Origin of the sequence: Lutibacter sp. Hel_I_33_5 (assembly GCF_007827455.1) — a bacterium.
Lineage (GTDB): Bacteria > Bacteroidota > Bacteroidia > Flavobacteriales > Flavobacteriaceae > Polaribacter.
In genome coordinates, this window is sequence record NZ_VISM01000001.1 from 3068018 (window position 1) to 3084649 (window position 16632).

The following is a 16632-nucleotide window of genomic DNA, read 5'->3' on the forward strand; positions in this document are numbered from 1 at the left end:
TATATATTAATTTTATTATTAAGTTTTAAAAAGAAGTAATCTTAGCAATATCATACTCTAGTCCAATAAAGAAACTATACCGTAGATCTTTTCTTTTTAAATCTGTTCTTTTTGTATATTGATTGATAGCTGAAATTCTAATTCTATCATATATTTTATAGCCAATTTCTATGGAAGCTGCCCAACTAAAAGTGTTTTTTCTTCTTCTTTTAATCTTTCCAAAACTTATTGCAGGAGTAACTTCAAACCTTTTATATTCTGAGCTAGGTGTGTTTTTCCAACCAAAATTATTAATGGTATACCCGAAAACTCCACTAATTCTAGAAAACATTTTTGTAAGGTTGGCTTGTTCGTATTCAATCATAAAATTGCAGAAACCTATATAATTTTGAGAAGTTTGAAGTTTTGCCCTAGCTAAGATATTTAGAGTACCTGCCATGTTACCTAAATTATCTCCTAAAGCAAGAAGTTTTAAATCTTGATGTATAGACATACTAACTCTATCTTGAGCATTTAAAAAAGATATAGCTAACAAAAAGTAAAGTAATAATGTTTTGGGGACATTAATTTTCATAACAATTCTTATAAAATTGTTAGGGGTACAACAAATATAGGTAAAATTATAAAACCCTTACTAGTTTACTAGTAAGGGTTTATACCTGAAAAAAAAGCTAGGTGTTTATCCTTTTACTTTTTCTTTAAACTTATCAAATTTAGTTTCCTTTTTCTTTGGCCAGCTGTTGTTAGACCTATCTACATCAGCAGTTTCTAAATCTGGATCTATTTTAAAGCTTTTAATTTCTTTAGCAGATCTAAATACTTTAGATACTTCAGTATCATTTTTCATCCAAATTTGAGCTGGATACGTAATTCTTTCTTTTTGTCCATCTGCATATTCAACTTCAACAATAATTGGCATTACTAATCCTCCTGGTTTCTCAAACGTTACTTCATAAAAATAATTTGGAGCATCTTTTAAATCAGCTTTTTCATCATCAGTCATTTTAGCAATGTGATTTTTAATCACATCAAAATCCATTGCTTTTTTAGCGCCAGTCTTAGGTTCACCTTCTTTTTCTTCAGCAAAATAGACCAATTTACCTTCATAATCGGCTAAATTCATTTTGTAAAGTTCTGCTAGTTTCTTAGCTTTTTCGGTAGGTTGATCTGTTAAATAGTATTTCTTAACACCTTTAATTCCGATATCAGAATAATCTGTGGTATAAAACCAGCCTCTCCAAAACCAATCTAAATCCATTGCAGAAGCATCTTCCATAGTTCTAAAGAAATCTGCTGGTGTTGGGTGTTTAAACATCCAACGTTTAGAATAGGTTCTAAATGCATAATCAAATAATTCTGGTCCCATAATAGTTTGACGCAATAGATATAAACCAGCAGCTGGTTTTGTATATGCATTTGGTCCGAATTGTTTTACATAGTCTCCTTGAGACATAATAGGAGAGAGGTTACTTTGATCTCCGCCCATATATCCAACAATATCTTTAGGCAAGTTTCCTGTAAAGAAATTAGGATCATAATCTAATTCTGATAAGGTTTCTACAAATGAATTTAATCCTTCATCCATCCAAGTCCATTGACGTTCATCTGAATTTACAATCATTGGGAAAAAGTTATGACCAACTTCGTGCGTAATTACACCAATCATTCCTCTTTTTAATCTTGCTGAGTAAGTTCCGTCTGGTTTTGGACGTCCATAATTAAAGCAAATCATTGGATATTCCATACCCATTTGTGCATGTACGGAAATCGCTTTACTATATGGATAATCGAAGGTTAATTTAGAATATTCTTCTAAAGTGTTAGCAACAACTCTTGTAGAATGTTCTTCCCATAAAGGGTTTCCTTCTTTAGCATATAATGATTCTGCCATTACGGTTCTACCACCAATATTAACTGCCATTGCATCCCAAATAAATTTTCTTGAGGTTGCAAATGCATAATCTCTTACATTTTTAGTTTTAAAATGCCATGTCTTCGTTTTATTAGAGCGTTTTTTCTCTGCAGCTTCTGCTTCCGCTTGCGTAACAATAAAAACAGGGTCTTTAAACGATTTTCTAGCTTGCTCCATTCTTTTACGTTGCTCTCTAGTTAAAACGTCTTTTTCGTTTTGTAGTTCACCAGTAGCTTCTAATTTATGATCTGCTGGTACTGTAATTTTTACATCAAAATCTCCAAATTCTAATGCCCATTCGCTACGTCCCCAGAATTGCATGTTTTGCCATCCTTCAACATTATCATACACGGCTAAACGTGGGTAAAATTGTGCAATTACATAATCTTTATTTCCATCAGGAAATTCTTCGTATCCAGAACGTCCTCCATCTTTTCTATGGTTATTGATTAAATAGTCCCATTTAATGCTAAACTTAAAAGTATCACCAGGAGCAAGAGGAGTTGTAAGATTAATACGCATCATTGTTCTGTTTATCATATGTGATAAATTAGAACCATCAGCGTTTTTTACTGCTTCAATATTGAATCCTCCTTGAAAAGGTTTTTTTAAATTTCCACCTGTAAAAGTAATTGGACCATTAAAAGCAGCGTTTCCTAAATTTTCTGCTTTTGCTAAAGGAGTTTTAGAATCTGGCGCACGCATATTCTGATCTAATTGCACCCACAAATATTCTAAATGATCTTTAGAATTATTATGATAGGTAATTTTTTCATTTCCATAAAGACGATTTGTGTTTTCATCTAAACGGATATCCATAACATAATCCACTTTTTGTTGTGTGTATGCATGTCCTGGTGCTCCCGAAGCTGTTCTACGATTACTTGGGGTTGGCAAAACATCTTTCATTTGCCTAAATTTATTTTGATCTGTATGACCTTGTTGGCGCTTTTTTGGTGCATCTTGTGCAAAAACTCCAGCAGAAACAAAAAGTACAGATAAAAACAGTACAGATAATTTTTTCATTTTATTTTGAATTGATTTAAAAAAGTAGCGTAAAGTAAGAATATGTGATGAAATAAGTTAAATAATGTTAAAACTTTAACAAACCTTTATAATAAAAGAAGGCATTATGAATCATAATGCCTTCTTTTTAAAATGTAAACTTATTTTCTATCCTTTTATTTTGTTTTTGAATTTCTCAAATTTATTAGTTTTTTGTTTAGGAAAACTATTGTTAGAAGTATCTACATCTGCAGTTTCTAAATCTGGATCTATAACTATACTTTCGATTTCTTTTTCAGAAGAGAAGACTTTAGTTACTTCTTTATCATTGTACCTCCAAATTTGTGCAGGATATGTTTTTCTTTGAGTTGTTCCATCTTTGTACTTGAATTCTACAATAATTGGCATGACTAAACCACCTGGTTTATCATACGTAATTTCATAATGATATTTAGAATCGGTACTCTTTTTTGAACCAAAACCTAAACCATCAGTCGTATCTTCATTGAAATTAACAGAACCATCATCATTTTTGGAAGTAGTAAATTTTTTAACACCTTTAATTCCTATATCAGTAACATCTGTTGTGTAAAACCATCCTCTCCAAAACCAATCTAAATCCATTGCAGATGCATCTTCCATAGATCTAAAGAAATCTGCCGGAGTTGGGTGCTTAAATTTCCATCTTTTTGCATACGTTTTAAAGGCATGGTCAAATAATTCATGTCCCATTATTGTTTCACGAAGAATCCATAAAGCAGTTGCTGGCTTACCATAGGCATTATTTCCAAAACTATATACATTATCTCCTTTAGACATAATTGGAGCAATTTTAGATTGATCTCCAGCCATATACTTAACAATGTTCTTAGGTAAACCTCTTCTTAAAGGGAAATTTGGATCATAATCTAACTCGGCTAACATTTCCATGTAAGAGTTTAACCCTTCATCCATCCAAGTCCATTGACGTTCATCAGAATTTACAATCATCGGAAAGAAATTATGACCAACTTCATGAATAGTTACTTTAATCATAATATTTTTAATTCTTTCAGAATAGGTTCCGTCTGCATTTGGTCTTCCTGGATTGAATGCCATTTGCGGGTATTCCATTCCCATTTGTCCATCAACTGAAACAGCTTTGTGGTATGGGTAGTCAAATGTATATCTAGAATATGTTTTTAAAGTTTGTGCAGTTGCCCTTGTTGAATGCTCTCCATATAAAGGATTTGCTTCTTTAGAATATAAAGATTCTGCCATTACAGTTCTACCATTAATATCAACAGCCATAGCATCAAAAATAAATTTTCTTGATGTTGCAAATGCATAATCTCGTACATTTTTAGCTTTAAACCTCCAAGTCTTAGTTTTTTTAGAACGACTCAGTTCAATTTTTTCAGCTTCTTTTTGAGTTCTAATAATTACTGGATTATCGTATGTTTTTCTAGCTTTCTCTATTCTTTTTAATTCTTTTTTTGAAAATACATCTTTTGGATTTTGTAAAACTCCAGTTGCACCTAACATATGATCAGCTGGTACTGTAATATTTACATTAAAATCTCCAAACTCCAAAGCAAATTCACTTCGTCCCCAAAATTGATCGTTTTGCCAACCTTCTACATTATCATATACACACATTCTTGGATAAAACTGTGCAATTTTATAACTGTTATTCCCATCTTTTGGAAAATGTTCATAACCAGATCTACCACCTTGTGTTCTATTATTATTGATATTATACCACCAAGAAATATTAAATTTAAATGTTTCTCCTGCAGCTAAAGATTTTGGTAAATTAATACGCATCATAGTTTGATTAATGGTATAGGATAATTTACTACCATTTATATTTGTAACGCTTGTTATATTAAAACCACCTTCGAAAGCTTTGTCTGGAAAAGCTCGATTAAACCATCTTTTGCTTAATTTTTTTCTAATTTTATTTGGTTGAATATCTGGAGTTTTAGAATCTGAAGCTCTTACATTTTGATCTAATTGAACCCATAAATAAGGCAATTCATCTGCAGAATTATTATGATATGTTATGGTTTCTGAACCTGTAATTTTTTTGTTATCATCATCTAAAACAATATCCATTGTATAATCAACCTGTTGTTGTGTATACTCCTTTCCTGGTGCACCAGAAGCAGTATGTTGATTGTTAGGCGTTGCTAAAACGTCTTTTAATTGTCTAAACTTATTCTGGTTTGTATGTCCTTCTTTTGTTATTTTCTTGTCTTGTGCTAAAGAACTAGCAGCAACAAAAAAAACACAAAATACTAGTTGTGTAATTTTTTTCATTTGTAAGTAAATTTGGATGATATAAAATATCTTTAAGATTTTTTAAAATTATAATTTCCATTGAAATGGAGTTCTAAATTAAGAATATGTGATGTAATAAGTTAAATAATGTTAAAACTTTAACAAACCTTTATCATTATTTTTAGAAAGCATCACACTTTTATATTTTTTATCAACTTTTGCTTTGATAAGATTTTGTTGTTTTTCGTAGTTTTTTACTAAAACAGTGTTAGTAACTTCTATCGTTTTTATAGACGGAATGTCTTCAATTTCTAGATAAAAATAAACCAAATCCCCTTCGTATTCTTTTCCTATATAGTTGAATTTCGTTAAACTATCGTTTACTTTTAATTGTAAGTTTTCAGATAAATACTTATTAAAATAAGTATTGTTGTTTTTTAACTCATCTTTTGTAGTGAGTTGTAAATCAATAGCATATTCTTCGTTTAAGGCATATTCTATATCATCCATAAAAACATTCATAATAATTTGAATGGATTTTTTTTCTGATGAATATTCTATTTGTGTTAAACTTAAATAATACTTATGTGTAGTAAAAGAGAGTAGTGGAATCAGTAAAAATAATAGGTATATTTTTTTTAATTTCATATAGTTTATAATTTCAAAAACTAAGCCAAATTAGTCTTTTTTAATTATTTTCAGATAACTAATGCTTTCTTCTTGTAAAATTTTAATAACTTTAAGTAACTCATTTTTCTTATATAATTCTTCAATTTCTTTCAAATTGCAATATTCAATAAAATGATAATACTTTTCTTTTGGTATTTTTAAATCTTTATAGAAAAAACTATTTCCAAGTTCTGTTAAAAGTTTTTTTGGAAAATTCTTTTTAAATTTAAGTTCCTTTCTCAAATCCCAATATTCTTTTGAATTTTTTCCATTTGAGAGACTTTGTTTTGTTCCGAAAAACAATCCATTTTCTAATACTTTTTGTATTGGGTCAACTGTTACTTTAGTAGGTTTTACATTTGATTCTATAAAATCTAGCTTTTCTATGATAGGCCTACTAAAATCCATTCTTTTTATTTCATTTACCATGTTTTTAACTCTTTCATGATTTTTATTAATCGGTGTTTTATCTACATCAGAAGTTAACACACTGTTTAAATTATGTTTTTTTATTTCAAACTCATCAAGTTCATAAATTTTAGGTTGTAAATAAATTTTTAATTGATTAAATCCAAAACTCGTTTTTTTGACAATATACTTTTTAGTTTGATGCTGAATTGATGTTATTTTTAAAGTATCACCAACTTTAGCAAAGGTTTTAAAAGTTCCGTCAATTATTGTTGCTGTTGCAATGTTTGATTGAATATTTATAATATGTACATTATTTATTACATCTAAAGAATCTGAAATTATTCCATACAATGGCTTTCTTTCTTGAGAATAAATATTATTAAATATTAATAGTGAAGTAAATATTATAAGTAGTTTTTTTATCAAATAAGAGGATTTTAATTCTTGGTTAATAATAATCTCTCATCATAAATTTTATGAGGAAACTCTTCACTTTCTTTTATTAAAAGATGTGTTAGTTTTATTTTATTATCATTTACAAAAAAATATATGATGTTTTTTTCAATACAGAAATTTAAAAATTGATTGATGTATTCTTTCTTTATCTTTAAGTCTGTTATAAAAAAATCATCAGTATAGTCTTTCCTTATTTGCAATAGTCGTTTATCTTCTAGAGCAATTTCTTTAGCTAATTTTTCTTGTTTATACTTTCCGTTTAATCTATTTAAGATTCCATCTAAATTGACTGTAAAACCAGATTTAATTTTCACTAATGATTTATCTTTTTTACCAGTAACATTGGCATAGGGTAAATTCAAACTTTCAGAATTTACAATAGGTAAATTATGAGGCATTATTTCTTTATCAAGATAAAATATACTTTTAGATTTTTCTAAAACTATTTCTTCAAGAACATGTGTTTTTTCAGATAATTGAACATTTAAATTGTTCTCGGAAATGATTTCTTTAGTGATAACAATCAATTTATCATTTAAATTAATGTGAGAAAAATAAATACTATCACCTTTTTTTATTGGTAACTCAAAGATTCCTTTTTCATTTATAATTGTACCTCTGTTTGTGTTTTTATTAAGAACATGAATGTCTGAAGTTGTATGATTTTTAAGTAAAACTTTACCAACAATTAACTTTCTTTTTTCTTGACCAACAGATGATAAACTGAAAATTATTACTACAATAAATATGATTGTTTTTTTCATTTATACAAAGAAAAGAAGTGTCTCTCTTAAAAATGTATTAATGCATTTGTAAACTTTTGTTAAAACAAATTGTATTTTAGATGCATGAAAAAACTCATCGTAGCAAGTACATCAACGGTACATGGTAGTGGATATCTAGAATATCTTTTACCAACGTTAAAAATCTTTTTTAATGAGGTAAAAGAGTTGTTATTTATTCCTTATGCTAGACCAAGCGGAATTTCTTATGATGAATATACAGCTATTGTTACCAAAGCTTTTTCTACCATTAATATTAACGTAAAAGGAATTCATGAATTTGAGAATCCAAAAGAAGCGATACAAAATGCTGAAGGTATTTTTACAGGGGGTGGGAATACATTTGAGCTAGTGAATCAATTATATAAAAATGATGTTTTAAGCGATTTAAAAGCAGCGGTAGATAATGGAACACCTTATTTAGGTACAAGTGCTGGAAGTAATATTTGTGGTGTTAATATGATGAATACGAATGATATGCCAATAGTCTATCCACCAAGTTTTAAAACGTTAGAATTCATCCCTTTTAATATAAACGCACATTATTTAGATCCTATAAAAGGTTCTAAGCATATGGGAGAAACTAGAGAAACTCGTATTAAAGAATTTCATGTATTTAATGATGTTCCTGTTTTAGGCTTGCGCGAAGGTTCTTGGTTAGAAGTTTCTGGTGATACAATTATTTTAAAAGGTGAGCATTCTGCTAGATTTTTTCAACAAAACAAAGAACCAATTGAGTTAGAAAGTGGGAGCGAGGTTAATAGTTAACATAATCTACAATCTCTAAACCATAACCAATCATACCTACACGTTTTGCTTGTTGTGTATTAGAAACTAGTTTTAATTTACTGATATTAATATCGTGTAAAATTTGAGCACCTATCCCAAAATCTCTAGTATCCATCGTAATTCTAGGCGCTTTTAATTCTCCTTTTACTTGATTATCTTTTAGAATATGTAACCTTTTTAAAAGATTTAAAGATTGTGCTTGTTGATTGATAAATACAATTGCACCTTTTCCTTCGTCATTAATCAACTTAAACATACTGTCTAATTTCTTATCAGCATTATTGGTTAAGGTTCCTAAAATATCATTATTGACTAATGTGGAATTAATTCGTGTTAAAATAGCATCATCTTTAGTCCAATTTCCTTTTGTTAATGCTAAATGTATTTGCTTATTAGTAGTTTGTTGATAGGCTCTTAAACGGAAATTACCAAAACGAGTCTCTATTTCAAAATCTTCTTTCTTTTCAATTAAAGAATCATGTTCCATTCTATAGGCAACCAAATCTTCTATAGAAACTATTTTAATGTCAAACTTTTTTGCAACTTCCAATAATTGAGGTAACCGTGCCATGGTTCCGTCTTCATTCATTATTTCTACAATAACACCTGCGGGTTGTAAACCAGCTAATCTAGCAAAGTCAATAGCAGCTTCTGTATGTCCAGTTCTACGTAAAACACCACCATCTTTAGCTTTTAATGGGAAAATATGTCCTGGACGTGCTAAATCGAATGGTTTTGTATCCTTATCTATTAAAGCTTTTACAGTTTTAGCTCTATCTGCAGCAGATATTCCTGTAGTAACACCGTTACCACGTAAATCTACTGATACTGTAAAGGCAGTTTCTAAAGGATCGGTATTATTATTTACCATCATCCCTAGTTCTAATTCTTTACAACGAGTTTCGGTTAATGGAGCACAAATTAATCCTCTACCATGAGTTGCCATAAAATTGATCATCTCTGGAGTTACAGTTTCTGCCGCTGCTAAAAAATCACCTTCATTTTCTCGATTCTCATCATCTACAACAATAATAATCTTACCTTTTTTAATGTCGCTTATTGCAGATTCTATGGTATTAAGTTGTGTTGGTTTTGTTGTCATTATCTTGTTGTCTTTTTAGATGTAAACCTTTTAAAGAAGTTTGTAATTGGTAAAAATATGCCGTTTAAATTAAGTAGTCCTTTATCTTTTGTTGCTCTAATAGTTAGGAAAATTCCAACCGGTATCATAACAATTGCTGCTATCCAAGAACCTAAAAAAGCGGTTACTGAACTTTCTTCTGCTAAATTTCTACCAAAAGAATTTCCAAAGAAATAAAGGACATAGGTAGATATAGCTAATATCATTGGTAATCCAAATCCACCTTTTCTAATTATAGAACCTAATGGTGCTCCAATAAAAAATAATATTAAACAAGAAAATGAAAAGGCAATTCTATTATAGAATTCTACATCATACAAATTCAACCTTTTTCTTCTTTTCTTAAGAATTTCTTTATTATTTTTTATGTTTTTAAATGTACTTCTAGCTCTAGATAAGGAAGAACTTAAAATGGTAGTTTTCTGTTTTAAATTGAAATTACTTAAAATATCTGGACTTAAATTTTTTGTTTTTAAAGAATCTGGATAACTGTGAAGTGTTTTTGCCTGTGTATTTGAATAAACATTTATAGATCTTACCCTTATAAATTCATCAAAACTAGTTTTCATTTTTGGAATTGTGTCTTTTAATTGACCTAAACTAAGCATATTATAAACACCACTCCAGTTTTCTTTATCTAAGTCATCATCAGAAAGTGAAGATATATCGATGTTAAATTCATATTCATCAAATTTTGCACTTGATGCAGGCATTTTTTTTCTTGCTTTAAAAGAGGTGTTATTCCTTATATGCTCTTCGTAATAATAGCCATTATAGAGTATTAAAGTCATGTACTTGCTTCCTTCTTCAGAAGCTATTTTTCCACGCTCAGCTGTGATTACTTTCTGATTTCCTTTTTTACTAGTTAAATCATAGATTAAAACTTTTTTTAATAAGTTTTCTTCTTCACCATATTTTTCATCAAACTTTATTTGATAATTAGGAATGTCTGCATTAAAACTACCAGGAACTAAAGCCATAGCGGGCTTTTTCTTTTTTATGTTGATGTATAAATTTTTCTGCTTTAACATAGCGTGAGGATAAATGTTGTTTAAAAAAACAAAATTAATTCCACTCATGAAAAACGTAAGAATTATTAAAGGTCTTACCAACCTTTGTAAGGAAATGCCTGTAGATTTTGCGGCTGCAAATTCATAATTTTCAGACAAATTACCCAATGCCATAATAGACGAGAGCAGGATACCAATTGGCAATGCTTGCGGTGATACAATAAGTGACGTGTAAAAAAGAAACTTTAAGATAAATACAATACTAATACCTTTTCCAGCAATATCATCAAAAGTTAGCCATAACGCTTGCATTACCAGTACAAAAAGTACAATAAAGAAGGTGGCGAAAAATGGAACTAGAAAACTTTTTAATATATATCTATCAAGTATTTTCATCGACTAACTTTCATCAAAAACAACTAATCGATTAGATAATTTTGTTTAAGATATTTTGCTTTGTCAAAAGTAAAGAGTTTTTCTGAGATAGTTTGATTGCTTTTGAATTGATTAATAGTAAATGTGGTTTTAGAACCATTACTACCAACTTGAATTAATTTATAGATGTGTTTTGTTTTTGCATCAACACCTAATTGAACTTTAGTAATATCCGAATTACTATCAATAGGGGTTAAATCTACATACTGTACTTTTCTTCCTTTTATGGTTTTTAAAGCGCCCATTTTAAAGTTATAGCCTTCTTTGTAAAAGGTTAATAATTTAGAAGGATAGATAAATCCATCTTGCTCTTCCATATCTCCATCATTAATAGAAATCTCTTTGTCTTCATTATTAATGATGTACAATTTATTTCCATCAAAAATAAAGGTGTTCCCTAAATAATCTAAATTATATTTTTCTCCTTGTAACATAATGTTTCCTCTAATTGGAGGATCATCTGTAATACCAACTTCATCATTTGTTAATGTTGAACTAAAAGCAATTTTCATATTGTCGTAAGCACCCATTTTAGTAGAAACTTCATCTAATAATTGTTTTGCTTTAGACGTTGTATTTTGTCCAGATATTGTTATGCTTAAAAGTAATGTGATAAATAATATTGATAATTTTTTCATCTTTTTTATTGATTCTTTTCGTTTGCTAATAATTGTTCCAAAGCAATAAAATCGGGTACTAATACTTGTCTTGCTTTACTTCCTTCAAAAGGACCAACAATTCCGGCAGCTTCTAATTGATCTATTAATCTACCTGCTCTATTGTACCCAAGTTTTAATTTTCTTTGTAATAAAGACGCAGAACCTTGCTGTGCTGTAACAATAACTTCTGCTGCTTCTTTAAACAACTTGTCTCTATCTGATATATTATTATCAAGACTTGTGCCACTTTCTTCACCAACATATTCTGGAAGTAAATGTGCTTCTGCATAGGCTCTCTGTGCACCAATAAAATCAGTTATTTTTTCTACTTCTGGAGTATCTACAAATGCACACTGAATTCTGTTTATTTCATTTCCATTGGTGTATAATAAATCTCCACGTCCAATTAATTGATCGGCTCCACCTGCATCTAAAATAGTTCTAGAATCAATTTTTGATGTTACTCTAAACGCAATTCTAGCTGGGAAATTCGCCTTAATAATACCTGTAATTACATTAACCGAAGGTCTTTGTGTAGCTACAATTAAATGAATTCCAATTGCACGAGCTAATTGTGCTAAACGGGCGATAGGTGTTTCTACTTCTTTACCTGCCGTCATAATTAAATCGGCAAATTCATCAATAACTAAAACAATATATGGTAAGAATTGATGTCCGTCATTAGGATTTAATTTACGTTGTTTAAACTTGGCATTATACTCTTTAATATTTCTAACCATTGCATTTTTAAGCAAATCGTAACGCGCATCCATTTCAATACAAAGCGAGTTTAAGGTATGCACAACTTTGGTTGTATCAGTAATAATTGCTTCGTCTGTATCTGGTAATTTTGCTAAATAATGACGCTCAATTTTATTAAATAATGTCAATTCTACTTTCTTAGGATCTACTAAAACAAACTTAACTTCTGCAGGATGTTTCTTATATAAAAGTGATGTTAGTACCGCATTTAATCCAACAGACTTTCCTTGTCCAGTTGCACCAGCCATAAGAAGGTGAGGCATTTTAGCTAAATCAACCACAAAAGTTTCATTAGAAATAGTTTTACCTAAAGCAATCGGTAATTCCATTTGAGATTCTTGAAATTTCTTAGAAGAAATTGCAGAATGCATAGAAACAATGGTCGATTTTTTATTTGGGACTTCAATACCAATCGTTCCTTTTCCTGGAATAGGAGCAATGATACGTATTCCTAAAGCTGATAATGACAAAGCAATATCATCTTCTAAGTTTTTAATTTTTGAAATTCTAATTCCAGCTTCTGGAACTATTTCATACAAAGTAATTGTTGGTCCAACGGTGGCTTTAATTTCTGCAATCCCAATTTTGTAGTTTTTAAGCGTTTCTACAATTCGGTTTTTGTTCTGTTCAAGTTCTTCTGGATCTATAGAAATTGTTTCGTTGTATTCTTTTAATAAGTTAAAGGTTGGGAATTTATAGTTTCCTAATTCTAACTTAGGATCAAATTCTCCAAAGTCTTTAACTAGTTTATCCGATAAATTTTCGGCAACACTTTTTTCTTCTGCTACTTGTTCAACTTCTATATCAACACTTTTTTCTTCAACAACTTTTTCTTCAACTTTTAGTGTCGGTTCTAATTCTTTTTTAGCTTCTTCTTTTGTTGAAACGTCAGAATGTTTAGAAATAGTAGGCTGTAAATTTTCTAAATGAACTTCAAACTCAGATTTTGTCGTTTCAGTTTTATCTGCTACTTTTTCTTCTACCTTTGGAGTAGAAGTTTCATTAAAAACAACTTCGTTTGGTTTTTCTTCAACATCTAAAGCAGCTTTTGCTTCTCTTTCTGCTCGTTTCTCTTTTATTTTTTCAATAATCTTATCTGGTGTAATCTTAAATTTTATCACTAGATACATCAGGAAAAAGAAGAGTAACACAATGGCTAATCCAGTTTTTCCTAAAAAGGTTTGTAAATATTCATTTACTTCAGTTCCAATAACGCCTGCTAATAATTCGTATTTTTTTTCTGCAAATCCAAAAACGACTGCAATCCAAAGCATAGATACTAATCCCCAGTTCCAAGAAGTAAGTATTTTTTTAGTTTTAGAATTTATCAATCTGTAAATCCCAGTAAGAAAAATTAAAAAAGGAATAAAAAAAGCGCCAATTCCAAATCCGTTATAGATAAAAAAGTGACTTAGTTTTGCCCCAATTTTACCTAGTAAGTTATTACTGGTAACATTTTTATCAGTTAAATGACCTAGAGTACTTTGATCTTCTTGCCAATTAAAAAAGAAGGAAATAAAAGCAATAGTTAAAAAAAACGCGAACAAAATTAGAAACGTTCCAATAATAGTTTGTGTTTGTCTACTTTTAAAAAATTCACTTATTTTAGAAGGAGCAGCGGTCTCAGTTTTTTTAGTGGACGTCTTTTTAAGTTTTATAGCCATGAAGTACTTATAATAATATCGTAAATATACCTTTTACCCTAGTAACATCATAATTTTTGGAATATAAATAATTCCTGCAATCACTAAAGAAATTAATGCTGCTATCGCGGGTGCTCCAGCAGCAATATCTTTAATAAAACCAATTCTTTCATGATATTCTGGATGGATAAAGTCTGCTACTTTTTCTACCGCAGTATTTGCAGCTTCAGCAACTAAAACCAATCCAATAACCAATAATTGTATCATCCATTCTGTAGGAGAAATATCAAAATAAAAACCCATACCAATGGCAATTAATGCGATTGTAGATTGAATTTTTATACTTTCTTCTGTAGTTATTAAAAGCCAAAGTCCTTTTAATGCACATATGGCAGAATAGTATTTGCGAACTATGAATGGTTTATCGGTATGTTGCATTATTTTAACGCGTCTAATGCTGCTTTATAATTAGGCTCGTCTACTGTTTCTGTAACTTGTTCTGTATGTGTAATTACACCTTCTGCATTGATAACAATTATGGAACGAGAATGTAAATTATTTAACGGAGCATCAACAATTTCTAAACCGTATTCTTTACCAAAACTACCCGTAGCATAATCTGATAACATCACTACATTTTCTATACCTTCTGCGCCACAAAAACGACCTTGGGCAAATGGTAAATCTCTAGAAATACATAATACTTTTGTGTTTTCTAAACTCGCTGCAGTTTTATTGAATTCTCTTACAGAAGTTGCACAAGTACCTGTATCTATACTAGGAAATATGTTTAAAATAAGTTGTTGTCCACTAAAATCTGATAAACTTTTTACAGATAAATCTGTAGCTGTTAAACTAAAATTTTGTGCTTTAGAACCTACTGCTGGTAAATTTCCTATGGTATTTATTTCGCCTCCTTTTAATGTGATTTTTGCCATTTTTTATGTTGTTTATTTGAAACTCAAAAATACATTTTTTTAGTTAATATTATTGTTTGAATAAGAATAATTATTACTCGAATTTTATGAATATCTTCGTGCAGAATTTATTAGATTTTTAACCTTGATATTATCTAAATACACATCAGAATTTAAATACAATTGGCAACTTGCAGCACCAGTAATGTTGGGAATGCTAGGGCACACGCTTGTAAGTTTTGTAGATAATATTATGGTAGGGCAGTTGGGTACAGCAGAATTAGCGGCGGTTTCTTTAGGAAATAGTTTTATGTTTATTGCCATGTCTTTAGGAATTGGTTTTTCCACAGCCATTACACCGTTAACCGCAGAAGCAGATGCTTCTAATGATTCTAAACAAGCAAAAGCAACTTTTAAGCATGGTTTATTTCTATGTACAGCTTTAGGAATTCTAATGTTTTTAATGGTCTTTTTTTCTAAGCCATTATTATACTTTATGAAACAACCTACGGAAGTGGTAGAGCTCGCAATTCCGTATTTAAACTTAGTGGCATTTTCGTTAATTCCGTTAATCGTCTTTCAGGCATTTAAGCAGTTTAGCGACGGAATGTCTATGACCAAATACCCGATGTACGCAACAGTACTTGCAAACTTGGTAAATGTGTTGTTAAATTATATATTAATCTTCGGAAAATTTGGTTTTCCTGCATTAGGGATTGTTGGTGCAGCATACGGAACTTTAGTTTCACGTTTAATAATGGTCGTGTATTTATGGTGGTTATTGGCTAAAAAAGAGAAGACAAAAAAACTTGTTACCAATATTAAATTGTTTGTGTTAGATACTTTAATGATTCGAAAAATCATCAATTTAGGAGCGCCAAGTGCGTTGCAAATGTTTTTTGAAGTCGCTATTTTTACAGCAGCCATTTGGTTAAGCGGATTGTTGGGTAAAAATCCACAAGCAGCCAATCAGATAGCGTTAAACTTAGGTTCTATGACGTTTATGATTGCCATGGGATTAAGCGTTGCAGCCATGGTACGAGTAGGAAATCAGAAAGGATTGCAGAATTTTAAAGAGTTACGTAGAATATCATTCTCTATTTTTTTATTAGGATTGGTATTAGCCGTTATTTTTGCCGTTATCTTTCTACTATTCAACAACAGTTTACCTAAATTATATGTCGATTTAAACGATGCCGTAAACTTTGCTGATAATACAGAAGTAGTAACAATAGCCGCAAAATTATTAATTATTGCAGCAATTTTTCAAATATCTGATAGTATACAAGTCATGGTGTTAGGCGCTTTACGTGGATTACAAGATGTAAAGATTCCAACAATTATTACCTTTATAGCCTATTGGGTAATCGGTTTTCCGATATCCTATTTTTTAGGAACCGAAGAAATGTATGGCAGTATGGGAATTTGGATCGGCTTATTGGCAGGATTAACAAGTGCATCCATTTTACTGTATATTCGATTTAATTGGTTGACATTAAAATTAATAGAAACAAAAGAAAAATAACTGTCACCTCGATTGCGCTCGAACTGACATTAACATAAAAAAAAATATTAGTGTCACCTCAATCGCATTCGAAAGATCATAAACTATACAGCGTTCTCGACTGCGCTCGAACTGACTTTAACATAAAAGGAAAAATAATAGTGTCACCTCAATCGCAGTCGAAAGATCATAAACGATACAGTGTTCTCGACTGCACTCGAACTGACATTAACATAAATGGAAAAATAATAGTGTCACCTCAATCGCAGTCGAAA

General features: G+C 30.1%; 14 protein-coding genes. 2 read left to right on the forward strand and 12 right to left on the reverse strand.

The annotated features are described in order from the left end of the window. Positions 1-25 precede the first annotated feature (25 nt). The 6 genes from OD91_RS13260 to OD91_RS13285 form a co-directional block, all read right to left on the reverse strand. Entirely contained in the window at positions 26-574 is a 549-nt protein-coding gene (locus tag OD91_RS13260; protein ID WP_144896853.1) for a hypothetical protein, read from the reverse strand. Between the two features lie 105 nt (positions 575-679). After that, positions 680-2938 carry a M1 family metallopeptidase gene (locus OD91_RS13265; protein ID WP_144896854.1) on the reverse strand — a complete coding sequence of 753 codons (2259 nt, stop codon included), beginning with the start codon at positions 2936-2938 and terminating at the stop codon, positions 680-682. 147 nt (positions 2939-3085) lie between these two features. Continuing rightward, complete coding sequence (locus OD91_RS13270) at positions 3086-5218, reverse strand: M1 family metallopeptidase (RefSeq protein WP_144896855.1); 2133 nt, start codon at positions 5216-5218, stop codon at positions 3086-3088. Between the two features lie 111 nt (positions 5219-5329). Further along, entirely contained in the window at positions 5330-5827 is a 498-nt protein-coding gene (locus OD91_RS13275) for a DUF6702 family protein (protein WP_144896856.1), read from the reverse strand. A 30-nt stretch (positions 5828-5857) separates the two neighbouring features. Next, complete coding sequence (locus tag OD91_RS13280; RefSeq protein ID WP_144896857.1) at positions 5858-6685, reverse strand: hypothetical protein; 828 nt, start codon at positions 6683-6685, stop codon at positions 5858-5860. 11 nt (positions 6686-6696) lie between these two features. Then, the gene (locus tag OD91_RS13285) at positions 6697-7479 is read right to left on the reverse strand and encodes a hypothetical protein (RefSeq protein WP_144896858.1); all 783 of its coding nucleotides are present in this window, start codon (positions 7477-7479) and stop codon (positions 6697-6699) included. A gap of 84 nt (positions 7480-7563) precedes the next feature. On the opposite strand from OD91_RS13285, the gene pepE reads away from it, so the two are divergent. Then, entirely contained in the window at positions 7564-8265 is a 702-nt protein-coding gene (gene pepE, locus OD91_RS13290; RefSeq protein ID WP_144896859.1) for a dipeptidase PepE, read from the forward strand. Here the strand turns inward: pepE and ribB are convergent. From ribB to tpx, 6 genes are read right to left on the reverse strand one after another with little or no spacing between them, the layout of a single operon-like run. Further along, the gene (gene ribB, locus OD91_RS13295) at positions 8255-9388 is read right to left on the reverse strand and encodes a 3,4-dihydroxy-2-butanone-4-phosphate synthase (RefSeq protein ID WP_144896860.1); all 1134 of its coding nucleotides are present in this window, start codon (positions 9386-9388) and stop codon (positions 8255-8257) included. The genes pepE and ribB overlap by 11 nt on opposite strands. Then, positions 9388-10833, reverse strand: coding sequence for an LptF/LptG family permease (locus OD91_RS13300; RefSeq protein WP_144896861.1), 1446 nt, complete (start codon positions 10831-10833; stop codon positions 9388-9390). The genes ribB and OD91_RS13300 overlap by 1 nt, the downstream gene beginning before the upstream one ends. A gap of 23 nt (positions 10834-10856) precedes the next feature. Further along, positions 10857-11510, reverse strand: a complete 654-nt coding sequence (locus tag OD91_RS13305; RefSeq protein ID WP_144896862.1) for an outer membrane lipoprotein carrier protein LolA — start codon at positions 11508-11510, stop codon at positions 10857-10859. 5 nt (positions 11511-11515) lie between these two features. After that, positions 11516-13957: a DNA translocase FtsK gene (locus OD91_RS13310; protein WP_144896863.1), complete on the reverse strand. Its 2442-nt coding sequence runs from the start codon at positions 13955-13957 to the stop codon at positions 11516-11518. A gap of 33 nt (positions 13958-13990) precedes the next feature. Then, positions 13991-14374: a diacylglycerol kinase gene (locus OD91_RS13315; protein WP_144896864.1), complete on the reverse strand. Its 384-nt coding sequence runs from the start codon at positions 14372-14374 to the stop codon at positions 13991-13993. Then, positions 14374-14874 carry a thiol peroxidase gene (gene tpx, locus OD91_RS13320; protein ID WP_144896865.1) on the reverse strand — a complete coding sequence of 167 codons (501 nt, stop codon included), beginning with the start codon at positions 14872-14874 and terminating at the stop codon, positions 14374-14376. The genes OD91_RS13315 and tpx overlap by 1 nt, the downstream gene beginning before the upstream one ends. 124 nt (positions 14875-14998) lie before the next feature. On the opposite strand from tpx, the gene OD91_RS13325 reads away from it, so the two are divergent. Continuing rightward, the gene (locus tag OD91_RS13325; RefSeq protein ID WP_144896866.1) at positions 14999-16378 is read left to right on the forward strand and encodes an MATE family efflux transporter; all 1380 of its coding nucleotides are present in this window, start codon (positions 14999-15001) and stop codon (positions 16376-16378) included. The last annotated feature ends 254 nt before the right edge of the window (positions 16379-16632 follow it).

Excerpts from the sequence above, each read along its gene's own strand:
- OD91_RS13260 (WP_144896853.1), bottom strand. The coding sequence starts at position 574 with ATGAAAATTAATGTCCCCAAAACATTATTACTTTACTTTTTGTTAGCT.
- OD91_RS13265 (WP_144896854.1), bottom strand. The coding sequence starts at position 2,938 with ATGAAAAAATTATCTGTACTGTTTTTATCTGTACTTTTTGTTTCTGCT.
- OD91_RS13270 (WP_144896855.1), bottom strand. The coding sequence starts at position 5,218 with ATGAAAAAAATTACACAACTAGTATTTTGTGTTTTTTTTGTTGCTGCT.
- OD91_RS13275 (WP_144896856.1), bottom strand. The coding sequence starts at position 5,827 with ATGAAATTAAAAAAAATATACCTATTATTTTTACTGATTCCACTACTC.
- OD91_RS13285 (WP_144896858.1), bottom strand. The coding sequence starts at position 7,479 with ATGAAAAAAACAATCATATTTATTGTAGTAATAATTTTCAGTTTATCA.
- pepE (WP_144896859.1), top strand. The coding sequence starts at position 7,564 with ATGAAAAAACTCATCGTAGCAAGTACATCAACGGTACATGGTAGTGGA.
- ribB (WP_144896860.1), bottom strand. The coding sequence starts at position 9,388 with ATGACAACAAAACCAACACAACTTAATACCATAGAATCTGCAATAAGC.
- OD91_RS13300 (WP_144896861.1), bottom strand. The coding sequence starts at position 10,833 with ATGAAAATACTTGATAGATATATATTAAAAAGTTTTCTAGTTCCATTT.
- OD91_RS13305 (WP_144896862.1), bottom strand. The coding sequence starts at position 11,510 with ATGAAAAAATTATCAATATTATTTATCACATTACTTTTAAGCATAACA.
- OD91_RS13310 (WP_144896863.1), bottom strand. The coding sequence starts at position 13,957 with ATGGCTATAAAACTTAAAAAGACGTCCACTAAAAAAACTGAGACCGCT.
- OD91_RS13315 (WP_144896864.1), bottom strand. The coding sequence starts at position 14,374 with ATGCAACATACCGATAAACCATTCATAGTTCGCAAATACTATTCTGCC.
- tpx (WP_144896865.1), bottom strand. The coding sequence starts at position 14,874 with ATGGCAAAAATCACATTAAAAGGAGGCGAAATAAATACCATAGGAAAT.